Genomic DNA, 15,724 nt, shown 5'->3' on the forward strand with positions numbered 1-15,724 from the left:
GATATGGTAGAGGTGGGAGGCGTGAAATTAGGCAGGTGTAAGCGCCCATTTAGGGCGCTTAGAGCGTTTTATTTGTCAACTTTCACATGTGAAAGAATTGACCAAACTATTTGGTCGTGTCCTCTTCAACTTCTGTCGCTTCTGCGGCCATCTTCATCTGCTTCTCGACCATGCGTTTTTGGGTGATGTAGCGGATAACCATCTCGACAGCGCTGTTCAACGCAAGGATTCGCATCGCTCTGGTGGATGCAACGTAGAGCAGGTTTATTTCATCGTCACGGGCCATTGGGTCGAGCTCTGGGTCCAGGACATCCGGAAAGTCGTCATAGAGCTGAACAAAGTCCCACTCCAACCCTTTGCACCGATGAGCTGTTGAGACCGTAATGTCAGCCCCAAACTCTTCTTTGACTGTATTGCGTCGTAGAGTGGTGAGTCGTTCAGGGATTTCATCGTAGCTGTTGATGATCTTGACAGCCCTCATCATCTCAGGGTCTTTGGTCGCCTTCGCTACTTCTTGATACTCGAAGTAGTCTTCATACTCATCAAGCAGTTTCTTATTCTTTACCCGGTCTGGCTCTGCCATCGAAAACCAGTACAAATCCTGGAGCTCATTGATCTGGTAAGCGTCGATTCCACCGACCCAGAATACCTGCGCTCCGGATTCGGTCGCAGAGAGCGCCGTCTCTATAACCCCCATGACGGTTCGGTGAAGTATTGCGCGGTGGCCCACGTCACCTGGTAAAAACATGAGTACCTGATCTGCTGGTCCCCGGCCAACAACAGGTCGTGTTTCACCTTTGAGTTCAAGAAGGGCGTTTGCCACCAGCGAAACGTTGGGGCCAAAGCGGAAGCTATGAGTGAGATAGAGTTGGTCGGCGTTCATGAGCTCTTTGCTATCAAGGGCGTTGTTTGCGCCTCTGAACCTATAGATCTGCTGGTGGCGATCTCCAACCAGGATTACCTTGCAGTTCTGCTGTAGGACGATGCTACTTGTTACGGGGTTAGCGTCTTGTGCCTCATCAAAAAGAATGGTGGTGTACCGGCGAGACAGATTCGGCATCCCGAGCTGATACTGTTTGAGGTAGCAATCGTGTACGGTCGGGAACGGATCTTGAACGTTTGTCATCCGTTTCCATATGAGCTCAGCACCTTCGACCACCTGGATTTGGTATCTCTCCTGTTTGGACGTAAGCACTTTACCCGTATCGGCGCGAGCAAAATGCGTATAAAGAATCCGCATGTCTGCACTACACATAAAGGCGTTGAGCGTATCGAGAATATCTTTGGCAAACGTCCAGTTCTTGGTATTCACCGCTTGGGCAATATCGGTGAGCCTTAGGTTGCCGGAGAGTTTGTGCTGGTAGCCCCTTCCTATAGTGGCGTAGGCAAGCTGGTGGGACGTTTTGCAGTCTACGTTTGCAGGAAACTTTTCTCTTGCCTCGTCGCGGATAGCCCTGTTGTATGCCAAGTAGAGGATACGTGAATCGAGGTTGTTGTGGGCGTACTTCACCAGTGTCGTGGTTTTACCCGTTCCAGCGTAGGCCTTAACGACAAGGCGAGGCCCTTTGTACTGAGTGATCAGTGATTGTTCTGGTGTGTCAGGAGGAAGTTGTTTCATGAGGCCCCCTACGACAAACACATCTGGAGAGTGATGCGCTTCTTTTGTGTCGAGAGGAACGTACTGATCCGCTTTTCTTCTCGGGGGAGGGATACTTCACAATCCAGATCTGTCCACCAGTCTGGGGCTTTACCTTGAGCCACCTCCGTAACCCAACTATGGAGACGGTGTAACCAGCGATAGTCGCCAATAGATGAGGTGGCTAGTGTCATAGCCTCCTCAATCTTGGTTTGAAGAGCCGCAGCTCTGTGTCGCCACTCTTCTGAATATTTAGCCTTTCGCGCCATCAGTTTTCCTCTTTCTTTTTCCCTCCCTTACCAGCTTTAGCGAGCTCTTGCTCCAACCCAGAAATTTTGGTCAGTGCATCATTGAGTCTTTGTTCGAGGCTCTTGGCCTGCTGGTCTTTTTCCTGCAACTGACCAGCCATCATGCCTTTGTCTTGAACAAGAGCGCGAGCTTCTGCTTCGGCGCTGGATAATTTGGCGTCCAGCTTTTCTACCTCTCCAGATAGGCGCTGGCACTCTCGTTCAGCGGATTCGCCATGAGCTTTGGCTGTGGCAAGGGAGTCCTGTGATTGGGCCAGTTTGGCCTGTACATTTTCGAGCTGCTCTTTCAACGATGTTTTTTGTTCCTGAGCGGCCCGGAGCTTTTCTGTCTGCTCTATACTCTTGCCTTTTTGCTCCTCCAACTCACCCTCTGTAGTTGCCAATTTTTGGCTCAAAGAGCGATTTTCGCTTTTAGCTTGCTCCAGGTGATCCTGTGCTCGGGTCAGATCTGCGGCTTTCGCCTCCAGCTTGCCCTCCAACTCAACGATCCGCTTTTCCAGCTTATCAATGTCAGCCAGTGAGCGTTCTAGCTCCGCAGACTTGAGGGATAGCGAGTTTTCTGCCTTACCAAGGGCCGCATCGAGCTCTGATTTTTTGTTGGTGAGAGCTTCAAGTTGTTCTTCCAGTAGCTCAGCCCGTTCGGTGGCATCATTTGCCATGTCCACGGCTTGCTGCATATCTTCCTGGTACTCAATTTCTTTCTGTCGTAGCAGTTCACGCTCGCGCTCAAGCTGTTCATCGGCGCTTGCTTTGGCTACCGTATAGATCTTCTGTAGGAAGAGCTCAGCATCGCTCATAACCGATTCTGGAAGGACTACCTCTACCAGCTCTTCATCGAGGGAGTGTTCCTCTGACCACTGTTTGAGATACGTTGAAATGGTGGTAAAGCTCCCCTTGCCAATGATGTCTCTGATAGCGATGACCGTTGGGCGTTTACCGGCGTCCTTGAGCTTTTGGGCCGCAGCCGCTACATCGTCAAACTCAACCAATTTTCTTGCCATGAGAACGTTCCTTTTAATTTGTAATGTTTACGATAATTACGATAATACGGTAATTATCATAATTATATATCATGCTGCTGTCGATTGGAATTGTTTGTGTGGGACAAAGCCCTTCCGGCTGCGGAAAAGCCTTGTTACGCGGTCACGCTGATTCATCCAGGGAAGGATTCGATAGTGACTCCACCGAAGGTGCCAAGGATTTCCGATGCCGCTTTATCAGATCGAGTTTTGCGTTGTTCTGAGGCGTCAAAGTTACGAAGCAATTTGAGCTGAACATCCTTATCCTGGAGCACGATCAGGGGCATTGGCGCGGTAACGGTTTTGAGTACCCCTGCGGCCATGACGTTTGCCACCGGTTGAACCTTTACTTCCCTTCGCTCCCGGAGATAAGGCTCCGGGGTGCTGGCGATCTTCTGGATAAGCTGCTCCAGGGGAAGTTGATAGTCTGGCCCAGATCGCTCCAGCTCCTCTCTGATGCGTTGCAAAAGCTCCTCTTTTACGGGCTTCTTCAAGGAGTCCTTCCGTTGCCAGGTGAAGCGGATAGAGTCGATGTCGCCATTGGTATAGCACCGAATTTGTCTGTAAAGGTGGAGAGTCATGACACCAGGGCAGTCCGCTCGAAGTGCTTCAAACCTCTCTTGCCTGGTGGGGTACGTCGAGATAATGAACTCCTCGATACCAGCTTTGGCCGCGTTGATGCGTTCAACCGTCGCCGCAATTTCGTCAGCTACACCAATCCTGGAAGGGGAGAACCAGAGTACCCCCACGGTGCGCCTGGCAGACTTCTGCGAATAGTCTGGGTTGATGTGAAGATCTCTGTAGCTGTGCGCTGCCAGCTCAAGAGCTTCGCGCCCAGTTTGTTCAGTTACGACAATCTTGTTGACGGGCTCGTTCTCCATTCCTTTTCCGGTAGGAGGGATGGCCGCAACTTTTGCGTACCGTGGCGGTAGTCGTTTGATAAGAGAGGACAGGTTCGTTAAGTCGCGGCACATGGCCGAGAATTGTTCTGATATGAAGTTTTTAGCCATGCTGCCGCCTATGTGTGGGTTTGTTCTAACAGTTCATTGGTTACATAGTAGACAGATTTAGACCATCATGCAATGAGGGGGAGGGGCAAGAATACGCCTCCGCTTCGCGTCGGCGGGTGCCCTGTTTGACCTTCGTGTGTGAGATTAGATTGAGAAAGAGAGAGAAAAAGAGAGAAAGAAGAAAAGCGCGGGGCAAGCCAGAAATGTGGCTGAGGGGGACTGCTGGGGTGGGGCTGGCACCCTCTATACCCCACTTTGCATGATGGTCTAACTTTGTGGTTATAGGACGACTTTTAGGGTGCCTAGATTTGCTCGATTAGGACAAATTTCGGTCCATCCACGCTGATTGGCGTAGCAGCGCGATGGCATCAGAAGGGGTAACTTTCCATGCGTTGGAAAGCTGGCGAACTGCGAAGACTGCGAGCTCCATTCGGTCGTCATCATTGATGAAATTCTGGAGCTGGTTTCCTCGCTCACTAAGGATGATCGCAACACCGGCCTTGCCGTTGTTGTAAACCGCAAAGCTCTTATTCTTCGCGTCGCCGTGATAGGAACCCTCAGCCTTGCTACGCAAACCAAAGAGAACGCTGCAAAACGCCGTCAGTTCGCCGCGAGTGAGCTGCACCGTGATCTTGCTTTTCCAGTCTGGGCTGGACCCCGATGCCCTGATCGGCGCAATCTCGATGCTGACCGTAGGATATTCACCTCTGGTTAGCGTGTGTTGCACATTCAGGCCGGTGCGTTTCGCGGGGTCCTTCTGCCAGTCTGAGAAAAATTTGAGGCTTTCGCCGTAGGATTGTTCTGTCATTCCAAATTACCTTTGCTTTGAAGCTCCTGGAGCTGGACCACGAGGTCACGTTGGACTTTGGCTATCTCTGTCACCAAGTCGGCGGTGGCAATAGCGTCGGTCGCTGCTGAATGGGCTCGACCTTTCCAGCTCACACCTGCCTCGCAGGTGGCATCCGCAAGTGAGATTGTGCCGTGCCGGTTGGTTGAGCCAAAGGCATCAGCCGCCAGCTTCATCGCGCACAGACAGTTCTGCTCTTGCCACCAAGAGAGTTGGTCTCCAAATGCACTGGCTGTTTGCCTCAACATCCTACTGTCGAAACTGGAGTTAAATATCACCAGATGACGGCCCGACAAAAGCCGGGCGAGAGCTGGCGCAACTTGAGTCCACGTAGGCTCATTCGACAGCTCAGTCTCGGTGATGCCATGAACACCCATTGCCTGAGGGTCTATTTCCACGGTTGGCCGTAATCTGGTGCAGAGGAGAACCGCGCCTCTGATGTCAGTAACAGCCAGCTCGATCACCTGGTCTCTTTCACCAAGTCCGGTCGTCTCGGTATCGAGAACCAGAGGTTCCAGAGCGACCCACCTTTGTGCCATGACAGAGGCCTTTGCCAGGTTGCTACGCATTCTTGCCTTGACCGAAAGGATGGATTGCGCCCTTATTTGCTTTTGTGATGCCGGTGAACAACCCCTTCTCCGCATTGGTTGGCAATCTGCTATCCGGTACACTCCAAATTGGCCACCATACCCGTTTTTGTAGAACGAAACTGGCTCTACTCCTGGCTTAGGCTTCATCCGAAATTCGTCCCTGAGCCGTCCTTTTGAAAAGCACCTATCGGCTTTCATGGCTTCGGCTCTGGCAAGTTCGAGTTCTTCATCATTCATGCTGTTAATCCGCTATATCGAGGCGTTGGCTCGCTCTCTTCAAACGCTCATCGCCGCGTCTGTCATATTTCTGGGTAGTTGCAATGCTTGAGTGGCCCATTGCGTCCTTCACGGTCACAATATCCTCACCATTATCCAGCATCGAGGAGGCAAAGGTGCGTCGCAGGTCATGGGGCGCAAACATCTCCAGACCGGCTTCAACTCTTCTGGTCTCCAAGATGTGGTAGATGGCCTGATCCGACATCCGCTCTCCAGTCACATCATCAAACCGCCTGATCCTCGGGAATAAAGGCCCTTCATGCGTTCCTCGAACCTCTTCAACCCACTTATCCAGTCTTTTCCATGCGCCACCAGGCACATACGCCATTCTCTCTTTGTTGCCCTTGCCAAGAACCTTGAGAGCGCGGTCCTTGTAGATCATGCTTCCCATGTCCAGCGCAACGATTTCCGAGCGGCGCAAGCCACACCCGAGGAGCACCCCGAGAATGGCCGCATCCCGAAGCCCTTTGGCGCTTGAATCACTTTCACATGTGAAAAAGAGGCTGCGAATCTCATGGCGTTCAAGTGCCCGCCCTTTAGGAAGTCGAGATCCACGTACTGAACGGACTTGCTTAATGTGCTGGAAGCTATCCGTATCAATTTGCTTCATCGTCCAGGCTTCAAGAGCCACCCCTTTGAGCGCTGACAGGTAGGTGTTGATCGTTGCCGGAGCCTTCCCTGCATCCCCCAGCATTTCCAGCACCGCCAATATGTGGTGCCGCCTCATTGAGCTCCATGCACAGTCACGAAGGTTCTGAAACCCGATCATCTTGGCGACAATGTTGAGGAATGAGCTCATGGTCTGCCTGCTTCGCTTTGACCCGAGGCTCACCAGATAGGCGACGGCGGGGTTGTCCTGGATGTTCCGGAGCGAGCTCGATGACGGCAACAGTTCACCGCGAATGCTTTGTTCTGCCGGAACATTTACTTTCGCATGTGAAACTAGCTCTTCCTTGTCATTGTTTGTGTCGTGCAAAGTCACCTCCTAAGCCCGACCGCAACGAGAAGAAAATCCCATATTTTGAGGTGAAGAGGTAGTTCCTCCTCCATATGTTGCGTTTCGTAGCTTTGCATCAGTGGTTCAAACTTGGTTGGATTGCACAGCAATTCGTAAACTGTTCGGTTGGGCTTGGTGATCGGCTTATTCGGAGTGAATCCATGTTTGTTCTGGAGGTACAGCGCTACCGCGCCACTTCTGGATTCTCCGTAATAGCAATGAACGAAGATCTGATCGATACCGCTACCAACCAATCCATCCAGGAAGGTGGACAGCTTTTCAGCCTGGGATGAGTCAATGTAAGAGGCGTAATTCATCCGGAACGCTGCCTTCATCGTGTGGATGGTGTTCTCAGAATAGCCGCCGTCATAGAAGCTATCGCGGTACAACTGCCCCCACTGTCCGAGAGCGGCAGGGGACTTGTCTGGGTCAGTTATGGAGATCATGGCCGCACCGGGAACCGGCTCCAGTCTTTCGGCCTCCGCTTGACTAATGAAAAAGACTTTTTTGCTAAGCATGCCCCATCATCCCCTTACAAGGATGTGTTGCGAGTAGCTCATGCGCCTGACTTTGCCCCTCTTGAGTATCTACAGGAGCGGTCGTATACACACCTCCATGCCGCAAGTCCACAATACTGGTCCGACAGCAAGAACCTACGTTCTGAACTTTATTGTCCGAATCCAAACCAGCAAAAGTATGGCACGGTCCAGGGAATGGTTTCCTGCAAATAGAGCAGCGCTCAAAGTTCTTATCGAGGATTCTCTTTAAAACTTTCTCAAATTTGTTTTTGTTTAACATCGAGTTCTCCACACAAAGTTACTGGCCGAGCATCCCAGCCAAGGTGGTCTGCTGGCCTTCGCTACAAGGTGCAAATCCGGCAAAAGCACCGGCATTAACCTTGAGCTCATCAAAGCGTCCATCGGTGTCCCGGTAGTACACCTTACGTTTTCCAATTCCACCTTCGAGGTTTGCGGCCAACCAGGCGATCACTGCATCAGCATCGTTCGTAACTGATGCTCCCTGATCCAGATCGATAAGTACCAGGTGGGTGTCCGTCTGGAGTGCCACTTCAAAGGTCGCTCTTACATCAAAAATCACTGGTCGCGCTCCTTGTAAAAAGTGGGCATTCAGCACCACCTATCCTATTCCAAAAACTCTACTTTTTCAAAGGTACATTTTAATAAGTAGAACAACAGCAAGAAGAACTTAAATTTATTTACCGTAATTATCATAATTACGGTAATACGGTAATACGGTAATACGGTAATTTTACAGATTTAGATGGAATGGTATAAGATGTCTCGCTGGAACATACTTGCTGAAAAAACGCTTAACAACGATAGTGAAAACATCATGTACAGGTGCGAGAGATAATATGTATAAGAGCCTTGAAGATCTGATGGCGGGTATTTACGAGATGGCAGCGCCAGATGGCATCATCTGTAACGAGGTTTCCAAATTCCTTGCGGCCAACCAGGTCAAGCCGGAAGACATAAGCTCTGGGATCTGGTTTTTCCTGTGGCTGAAATCAGCTCCCAAGGATGCGAAGCCAATCCAAAAAGAAATCCCCGGATTTGGAGTTGTTCTCAACATGCCGACTTATGGCGGAACGCTCAACGAAGCAATCACAGGGTTGATCGAGAACGAGTGCCGTCAAATAGAGCTCGCTGAGGGACATCCGAGCCTTGAGGCTTGGGTTGAATCAGTATTAGCCGGTCGAGATGACGGAGAGGAAAATGAAGCTGCGGCCAATATCGTGGATCTGCTTAATGGGTGTCACGACCTACTGGATACAGCAATAATCAATTACCTTTTTAAGGTGGGAAAAATCAACGAGCAAGAGATTTTGTCGCTCATCTATTATGGAGAGCTATGTGACCACTCTCTTGTCGGTACGCCTTTTTCAACGTTACATATCCCGAGTGAAAATAACGTCCACGAACGTAACATCATCCCCATTAAAAAAGGAGCCAGTTAGGCTCCTTTTTGTTACTCAGGGTTTGCTTTGAGAAACAACTTCATTCCAAGTATGCAGCACCTTCGATAGGTGCTGATGCTTTCTGGTGAAGTCCTTATCATCCAAGAGTGCTTTAAATGGCGCGTTCAGGTCACTGCATGTGACGTTCTTGCCGATCACAGACAGGGTATCCTGGAGTGATCCACCAGCAGCATCAAGCCCCATTCTATCGACGGTCTCACTACTCACCATTGCCTGGACAACATTGGTGAATGCCTTTGAGTTGAGCTGCTCAACGCTCAGGGCTGTATTGCATTTCTGCTCAACCGCTTGCTTGTACTGGATGGTGTACTTTGCAGTGATAGGTGACATGGTGTTCATCGCAAGTATGTATGCGTCTACCTCACTGGTCGGTAATGTCGCGGCGTAGACTGACGAGCATGATGCGGCTGCGGCCATTATCAAAGTTATTACCTTCTTATTCTTCATTTCTCTGAAATCCCCCTTTAAAATATGGAGCTACAACTCATTTGTACCAATCATAATACTATTGATTTCCAAAAGTATCTCTCTCTACTGACTCTATGATGGCTCGCCTTCCAAACACTTGGCCGCTGGCGTCGGTTAGCTAGACTAACACCAGCGTATTCAATGAATAACTAGCCAAAAACCTTTATCAATTCTTTAATTGTTCTGGCAGACTCCATTTCCTCCATAATCTTTTCAATTCCGACGCCGGAATCCAAATTACTTCTGTACTTTTTAGCCAAATCACAAAGTTCAGATTTTAACTCCTTGCAATCCAGATTAGAGATAAGAACAGCATTGAAATTAGCCTTAAACAGTCGAGAACCATACATCACAATTTCTACAGGCCAGTACCAGAATGGACTTAGCGGCTTGTAGCTCGCAACCTCGTCTATTTTGTAGTGACGACCTTCCGAATCATAAATGTCCATCAGCTCAAAATAACCGTTCCTCAAAGACTGAATAGTACATTTCCCGAACTCGGATTCTGATGCCACTACGAAGAGCGACCTTTTCTTGCTGCTCACAAGCAGCGCTGGAAATTCAATTTGCACAACCGCATCCCTCATCATTTATTGAATCAGCTAAACCACCACTAACAGGAGAGGCTTGAGCTACTTTTGCCCATTCAGGCGTCCCGTGCCACCAACGACCAAATGCGCTATATGGGGTAGGTCCATTGCCGTGAATGTTTTGGTGAATATCTCTTGGAATGGACTTCAAGTTCCAAGGATGGTTTTTTATTGAGTCAGGAACATATTTGCCAAACTTGCCATTTCTCTGAATAGCCCAATGGTGAAGCTCATTACCTCGTGGAACCCCTTGAACTTTCCTTACTCTGGGTGAGACATTGCTCCATTTTTGGCTTAATTTGAACCACGATTTACCGGAGCTGGCATGTCTGAAAACTCCTGACGCCCAGCCGCCACCTATAGCCCCAATCGCTCCGGCGATTCCAACTTTTGACCAACTAACACATTTCCAACTCCCATTATTTTCGATTAGTTGGCTAAGTAGCTCCAACCCAGCTCCAATACCTGCACCAACAAACGCAAATTCACCCGTCGGGTCGGTATTGGACATAGGGTTTCCATGCACATACCCGTAGGTGTTTACTCCATCGATCAGGCCAAGAGGGTCGCTGGTAATGTACCGCCCGGTCGCTGGGTCGTAGTAACGCCGCCAGTTGTAGTGGAACCCGGTCTCCGCGTCGTAATACTGTCCTGGGAATCGCAGGTTGAAGGTTGGCCCCTGGATGATGATGCTGGCCTTACCGAACGGGCTGTAGCTCGCCTTCCAAACGACTTGGCCGCTGACGTCGGTCAGTGCCTTCGGGGTGCCCAGGTGATCGACGTGGACTTGGTAGGTCTGTCCTGACTGAACAAAGCCCAAGGGTGTCCCATCGAGCCAGATGTACTCCGCCAGCACGTCTCCAGTGGCCGCGTCCAGCTCCTCGATGAGGTTTCCTGCCAGGTCGTAAACCAGCAGCCGGGTATGCCCGTTTAGGGTCTTGGTTACACGCTGATCCAGATGGTTGTATGTGTAGCTTACAGTCACTCCCGCGACCGTTGCGGCCACCAGCCGGTTCTGGCTGTCATAGGTGAAGGTATCCGCCCCCTGCTTCGTCAGGTTGCCATTGGCGTCATAGCTTCTGGAGGTTTGCCCGGCCTTCACCAACCAGTTGTTCATGTAGTTGATGGTGTAGCTTTGGCTCAGGCCATCGGTCGTGATCGAGGTCCTGTTGCCGGTGGCGTCATAGCCATAGCCCAAAACGCCATAGATCCCCTCAGCAGAGGTGATGCGGCCAACCGCGTCATAACCGAGTGACTGATTGACTGATGAGCTGAGATTGTCGTCTATGGCTGAAATCAACGAGTCTGGCGTGTACCGATAGACCAGCGAATGCACCCTAGCAGCGTCGATGCCGGTGACACGGTAATCGAGATCCAGAGTGCGGCTTTCTGAAATGCCGTTCCCTCTGACCATACTGGTGACGGGGCCAAAGGGCGCTCGCTCAATCTGGCTTGCCAGGTTTGTTGTGGTGCCTGCTTGTGTCGTTGTCACCTCGATGACGTCACCGGCTGAGTCACGGGTGTAGGAGACCTCACGGCCACTGGGATACGTGATCTTCGTGACGAGGCCTGCACCATCGTATTGGTACTGGGTAGTCAGGCTCTGCCCGTGGGTTTCCCAGGTTTCGTAAGCCAGCCATCCTTCGGGGGTGTAGCCAAATCTCCGGACACCGTTGCCATCATCGACTGAGGTCAAGCGGCCTATGCCGTATGGTGAGGTTGCTTCGTCGTACCCGTACAGAATTGGCGATTCGCCAGCGACATCGCTGGAGGTTTCGATGATCCGGTTCAGCGCGTCATAGCTGTAGCTTGTGGTTTGCCCCTTGGCCGTTTTGCGCGTTGCCACGTTACCGGCTTCGTCATAGGTAATGTCGGTGGTGCCGGTGTCCGGGCTCCGGACCTGGGTCACTTCGCCAAAGCCGTTGTAGCTGTAGTAGGTCAGGCGCGAACGAGGGTCGGAGACACGGTAAACATCGCCGGTATCCTTGTAGAGCACCTGCGTGACCTTCCCGAGGGGATCGGTCGTTTGTGTCCGGTGATGGAAGCCGTCGTACTTGTAGGAGTGTGTGTTACCAGAGGGACTGGTCTCCTGTATCAGGTTTGCCACCACATCGTAGGAAAACGATGACTGATTGCTATAGGCGTCGGAGACACTGGAGAGCCAGCCGATTTCGTTGAAGATCCGGCGCTCTATCCAACGGGTCTGGCCCAGCGCATCGAGCAGTCGCTCTTCTACTGGGTTCCCGAGGTCATTGAGCTCAAGCTCGCGCCGGTTGCCCTGTGCATCTGTTTCCGCCACCAGCCGATGTGCAGCGTCGTACTCATAGCTGACGGTTGCACCATTTGGCTTGGTCAGCGAACTCAGGAGGCCCACAGCATCATAGTTGTAGACCGTGGTTCCTTCTGGCCCAGTGGAGCTGACAAGTCTTCCTCTGGCGTCATAGGTGAGGGTTTGGGTTACACCATTGACACCCTGAATGGTCCCGGCGCGACCGTTCGCGTCGTAGTCACCAAACTGCGTCACCTGCCCCAGCGCGTTCGTTGTCCGGATCAGGTTGCCCTGGTCATCGTAGTCAAATGTCGTAACATCGCTGACGTCGGTGCGCGGACCATCAACCGAGGCCAACAGGCTCGGCTTTCCTGTACCAACAGGGGCATAGGTGTAGGTCCATGTCCGGGAAGCGCCCGAGCTGCGATCAGTGACCTTGCGGCTTATCACCCGGAGATGAGTGTCGTAGGTGAGCTCAGTGATCCTGGTTGGTTCTGTGATTTTTGCCGGGAGCGACTTGGAAGGAAGCCAGTCGGTCGTAACCTTACCCCCGTCCTGGTCTATCTGGGTGGTTTCCAATCCCCGGTCGTTATGGGTGAACGTGCGCTTCTGCCCAGCGCGGTCAGTAATGCTGGAGACGAGGCCTTTGCTGTCGTAGACGTAGGTTTCCTTGCCGCCCACAAAGCCGGTACACGGCGCACCCTCAACCACATCAGGCTTGAGCATCCCATTGTGGCGACTGTAGGTGTATCGCTGAACGTGGCCGAGGGCATTGGTGACAGAGACGCTTCCGTCAGCGTTGTAGCTTACCTGAGTTTTCTCTGCGCCCCCGGCGTGTTCGCTTAGAACCGCTCTCCCCTGAGTATCATATCCCCATGTGGCGAAACGGTTGCCGTTCTCGTCCACCAGCCCAGAGAGCAAACCCGGTGCATTCGGGTCATCGTAGAGATAGCTGCGGCTCGTATTGTCCTGGTAGATCACTTCCGCCAGCTTGCCAGCGCTGTTGTACTGGTACTGAATACTGCCACCAGCAGGATCGGTGACACTGACCATGCGGCCATCTTGATACTGGAACTGGATGGTGCGGCCAAAGCCGTCAGTGATCGAGGATAGCTCTCCGTTCAGATAGCTCAGGGTGATGTGATTGCCGTTGGGCTTCTCGATGCCGGTCAGTCGTCCGGTTTCATCATAGGCCTCGACTACCCCGTCAGATTGAGTGTAGCGCCAGCCGGTAGCATCCTTCGTCAAGGTATCATCGGTTTTCCATGTTGGCACCCAGACAGAGGACGAGTTGTAGAACGCGAGTTGTTGCCCTTCTGGCCGGTGCAGGACAACCATGTTCTCACCGTACTTCGAGGCGTTGACCTCGACGCTCCGCGAGTAGGTATGCCGCCAGCCGCCGAGCTCTTCATCAGGAAGGTGGCTATTGTAGTATCTGGTGAATGTGAAAGGGTCGGAGCCTCCGCTTTGATAATCCAGTTCAGCCTGGAACTTGTTGCCGGTGCCAAGATGGATAGGGTTCCCTACACACATGGTCGTTGTTGGTAAGCCGAGATCCCTGTCCAGGAACGGTGTTTTATCCATCTCACCCGGCAGAACATAGGTTGAGCGCCAGTAGACCGTAGCTGGGTCGCCAGTGCAGGTAGTGGGGTCATAATCGCCAGTAGCACCTAGATACTTAAAACAGATCCTGGAGACATAACGGCCATCACCATAACTGGCAACCGGATAAAGCGCATCCCCAACTGGCGTTCCCTTCCCTTGCTCCTCACCAGAGCGATAATTCTTCATGAAGGAATGCGCGTCTATGATGGTGTTGAAGCGCATTTTGTCTACTTCGGTGCTCACGGCTACAACCCGCCATTGTGCAAAAGCAACGCATGGCAAAGTTGCGAGCACCACAACGGCCAATGACCGCAGGTTTCGCATCAGTAAAAGGGAAGGTCTCGATCTCATTTACAGCTCCAGTTTTTATGCTGGAGCTATTTTCAGGTGGGAGAGTCGTTATCAACGACTGCGTTATTGCCCTTTTAGGGTATGAATACGTGATTTGGAGAGGTTGTGTATTCAGAACAAATGAGAAGCAGGTTACTCATTTCGCTCAAACACTGTGACAAGAACACGTTTTTGGTTGTCGTCGTTGATCACCATCAGGTACTTGAACTTGGAATCTCTATGGCCCCAGACTTCCACGTTATCTACGCGGCCATACTTTCTGGCTTTATGGCGAGCCACTTTCTCGTCAAAGGGCTGAACCTGTAACTCTGGATGCTGGAGGCGGCCAACAAGTGAGGCCCACGGTTTTTTAGGGTCTCCAGAGGTTATCCGGGCCTGATACTGATCGATGGCATGTTGAGTAACCAGGACGGGGCCAATGGCAGGTGTAGATATTTCGTCATGGGTCTGGGTATAGGCTTGCTTGTCCACATCGAGGAGCTCAATGTTGCCCTCTCCCGGCTCATCCATAAACTCCATGCTCTGCGAGACTTCAATAGTAGCGCCCTTTAAACGCCCAGTGAGGCAAGCCGCAAACTTGAAAGCAAAAGCCTTGGTGGATTTGCCCAGCGCCAGCTTCTTGATTGCACCTTTGGATACCACCAGCTTGTAACCAGCACCAGCACCTGGCTCTCTGCAAAAAACCTGTTTGTCCAGCGCCAGATAGCGAATGGCTACGAGCTCAGCCAAAAGATCCGCTTCTTCGTGGTCAAAATCAATATGGACATCAAGGATGCCTTTCCGTTTTGTACCAACGCGCCAGAATACAAGGGCTGAATTATTTGAAGTTTTCTTCGAGACGGTAGTCAATGTCATCATGGTCTATTTCTCCATTGTCGGGATAATGGTCGGCATCGCCGCCAGCCCCCCTATTCGTTTGGGTTCATTTAGATGCTATCACGGGTTTTAAAAATGCAACCCCTAGTGTCACTCTATTTATGGTCCCATGTATTTTTATAAGCTCGGGCTAGGCGTTTCTCGATCACTTCTGACAAACTGCAACCATCGACTTCTGACAACCGCTTCAAAATCCTGTGGGCTTTATCGCTTATAGTTATGCTTTTACCAACACCATATCCCCTTCTGCGACGTTGCCTAATTGATGTCCCGAGTTTATTGATTTGCTCTGCTGTCAGGTATTTATTAATCCATTCAGTGAGTTCTGATGGTGATCGCCCTATGCTGTTCAGGCTGTCCACGGCTTCAAGTTTCTTATCGAATGGGACGTCACGCCAGAAAGCTGGGCGCGAAGCAGCTCTGAGGAGATAGATCGCCGTAGCCTGAGCATCTTCATTGGATACTTTCAAAAAATCACCTTTTCCGTTACATGTCACACTTACCTTATCGTGACATGTAACACCTCAAACTGCAAGTATAAAAAAAGGCCAGCTATTGCTGGCCTTTACGTTCATTGTCGCAGTTACTCTTTAGGCGTTGTGATGCTTTTTTTCCTTCTGTTTCTCATGGTAGAGATACAGACTGCCGCCAGTGACGACAGTGAAAAAAATGAGCAACCCCAACATGCCTAATGTGAAAGCGTCCATTTGACCCCCTTAGGAATTGCTGACCTTGGTTAAGATTATACCATAGATCCACAGGATAACCCCAATGACCAACACCAAACCGGCTTCTTTGACGGTTATAGTGTCCCCAGATACAGCCAATCCTACAAGGGGTCGTCTCAGAAAACGGAATCTATGGTCACTCCCGTTTTTGCAAC

At 51.2% G+C, this 15,724-nt stretch carries 14 protein-coding genes; 1 reads left to right on the forward strand and 13 read right to left on the reverse strand.

What is annotated here, in order from left to right; translation table 11 throughout:
• Positions 1 to 106: 106 nt before the first annotated feature.
• From APU02_RS24610 to APU02_RS24655, 8 genes are all read right to left on the reverse strand, one after another.
• Positions 107 to 1,618, reverse strand: coding sequence for a UvrD-helicase domain-containing protein (locus APU02_RS24610; RefSeq protein WP_000811656.1), 1,512 nt, complete (start codon positions 1,616 to 1,618; stop codon positions 107 to 109).
• A gap of 286 nt (positions 1,619 to 1,904) precedes the next feature.
• Positions 1,905 to 2,945, reverse strand: coding sequence for a DNA-binding protein (locus APU02_RS24620; RefSeq protein WP_000101568.1), 1,041 nt, complete (start codon positions 2,943 to 2,945; stop codon positions 1,905 to 1,907).
• A 152-nt stretch (positions 2,946 to 3,097) separates the two neighbouring features.
• Positions 3,098 to 3,973, reverse strand: coding sequence for a DNA replication terminus site-binding protein (locus tag APU02_RS24625; protein WP_001097010.1), 876 nt, complete (start codon positions 3,971 to 3,973; stop codon positions 3,098 to 3,100).
• Between the two features lie 316 nt (positions 3,974 to 4,289).
• On the reverse strand, positions 4,290 to 4,781 hold the full coding sequence (locus APU02_RS24630) for a hypothetical protein (protein ID WP_000139717.1): 492 nt from the start codon (positions 4,779 to 4,781) through the stop codon (positions 4,290 to 4,292).
• On the reverse strand, positions 4,778 to 5,647 hold the full coding sequence (locus tag APU02_RS24635) for a 3'-5' exonuclease (protein WP_000997323.1): 870 nt from the start codon (positions 5,645 to 5,647) through the stop codon (positions 4,778 to 4,780). The genes APU02_RS24630 and APU02_RS24635 overlap by 4 nt, the downstream gene beginning before the upstream one ends.
• Positions 5,648 to 5,651: 4 nt before the next feature.
• Entirely contained in the window at positions 5,652 to 6,662 is a 1,011-nt protein-coding gene (locus tag APU02_RS24640) for a tyrosine-type recombinase/integrase (RefSeq protein ID WP_000543934.1), read from the reverse strand.
• A 2-nt stretch (positions 6,663 to 6,664) separates the two neighbouring features.
• Positions 6,665 to 7,201 (reverse strand): hypothetical protein, encoded by a 537-nt coding sequence (locus APU02_RS24645; protein ID WP_000949433.1) that lies wholly within the window; start codon positions 7,199 to 7,201, stop codon positions 6,665 to 6,667.
• A gap of 298 nt (positions 7,202 to 7,499) precedes the next feature.
• Complete coding sequence (locus APU02_RS24655; protein WP_000575657.1) at positions 7,500 to 7,781, reverse strand: hypothetical protein; 282 nt, start codon at positions 7,779 to 7,781, stop codon at positions 7,500 to 7,502.
• A 217-nt stretch (positions 7,782 to 7,998) separates the two neighbouring features.
• Between APU02_RS24655 and APU02_RS24660 the strand changes: the two genes are divergently transcribed.
• Positions 7,999 to 8,661 (forward strand): hypothetical protein, encoded by a 663-nt coding sequence (locus APU02_RS24660; RefSeq protein WP_015063586.1) that lies wholly within the window; start codon positions 7,999 to 8,001, stop codon positions 8,659 to 8,661.
• Positions 8,662 to 8,676: 15 nt separating this feature from the next.
• Here APU02_RS24660 and APU02_RS24665 read toward each other — a convergent pair whose 3' ends face one another.
• From APU02_RS24665 to APU02_RS24685, 5 genes are all read right to left on the reverse strand, one after another.
• Positions 8,677 to 9,129: a hypothetical protein gene (locus APU02_RS24665; RefSeq protein WP_000791469.1), complete on the reverse strand. Its 453-nt coding sequence runs from the start codon at positions 9,127 to 9,129 to the stop codon at positions 8,677 to 8,679.
• A gap of 170 nt (positions 9,130 to 9,299) precedes the next feature.
• Entirely contained in the window at positions 9,300 to 9,722 is a 423-nt protein-coding gene (locus tag APU02_RS24670) for a hypothetical protein (protein WP_001165345.1), read from the reverse strand.
• Positions 9,712 to 13,857, reverse strand: coding sequence for an RHS repeat-associated core domain-containing protein (locus APU02_RS24675; protein ID WP_011872905.1), 4,146 nt, complete (start codon positions 13,855 to 13,857; stop codon positions 9,712 to 9,714). Before APU02_RS24675 ends, APU02_RS24670 begins: the two co-directional genes overlap by 11 nt.
• A gap of 240 nt (positions 13,858 to 14,097) precedes the next feature.
• Positions 14,098 to 14,823: a hypothetical protein gene (locus APU02_RS24680; protein ID WP_000988731.1), complete on the reverse strand. Its 726-nt coding sequence runs from the start codon at positions 14,821 to 14,823 to the stop codon at positions 14,098 to 14,100.
• A gap of 113 nt (positions 14,824 to 14,936) precedes the next feature.
• On the reverse strand, positions 14,937 to 15,311 hold the full coding sequence (locus APU02_RS24685) for a hypothetical protein (protein WP_000868820.1): 375 nt from the start codon (positions 15,309 to 15,311) through the stop codon (positions 14,937 to 14,939).
• Positions 15,312 to 15,724: the final 413 nt, after the last annotated feature.

Origin of the sequence: Citrobacter sp. 50677481 (assembly GCF_001463265.1) — a bacterium.
GTDB classification, from domain to species: Bacteria; Pseudomonadota; Gammaproteobacteria; order Enterobacterales; family Enterobacteriaceae; genus Citrobacter_A; species Citrobacter_A sedlakii.

What these genes read in the sequence shown, in the direction of transcription:
- APU02_RS24635 (WP_000997323.1), bottom strand. Translation starts at nt 5,647, where the DNA reads ATGAATGATGAAGAACTCGAACTTGCCAGAGCCGAAGCCATGAAAGCC.
- APU02_RS24620 (WP_000101568.1), bottom strand. Translation starts at nt 2,945, where the DNA reads ATGGCAAGAAAATTGGTTGAGTTTGACGATGTAGCGGCTGCGGCCCAA.
- APU02_RS24625 (WP_001097010.1), bottom strand. Translation starts at nt 3,973, where the DNA reads ATGGCTAAAAACTTCATATCAGAACAATTCTCGGCCATGTGCCGCGAC.
- APU02_RS24630 (WP_000139717.1), bottom strand. Translation starts at nt 4,781, where the DNA reads ATGACAGAACAATCCTACGGCGAAAGCCTCAAATTTTTCTCAGACTGG.
- APU02_RS24645 (WP_000949433.1), bottom strand. Translation starts at nt 7,201, where the DNA reads ATGCTTAGCAAAAAAGTCTTTTTCATTAGTCAAGCGGAGGCCGAAAGA.
- APU02_RS24610 (WP_000811656.1), bottom strand. Translation starts at nt 1,618, where the DNA reads ATGAAACAACTTCCTCCTGACACACCAGAACAATCACTGATCACTCAG.
- APU02_RS24680 (WP_000988731.1), bottom strand. Translation starts at nt 14,823, where the DNA reads ATGATGACATTGACTACCGTCTCGAAGAAAACTTCAAATAATTCAGCC.
- APU02_RS24665 (WP_000791469.1), bottom strand. Translation starts at nt 9,129, where the DNA reads ATGAAGAATAAGAAGGTAATAACTTTGATAATGGCCGCAGCCGCATCA.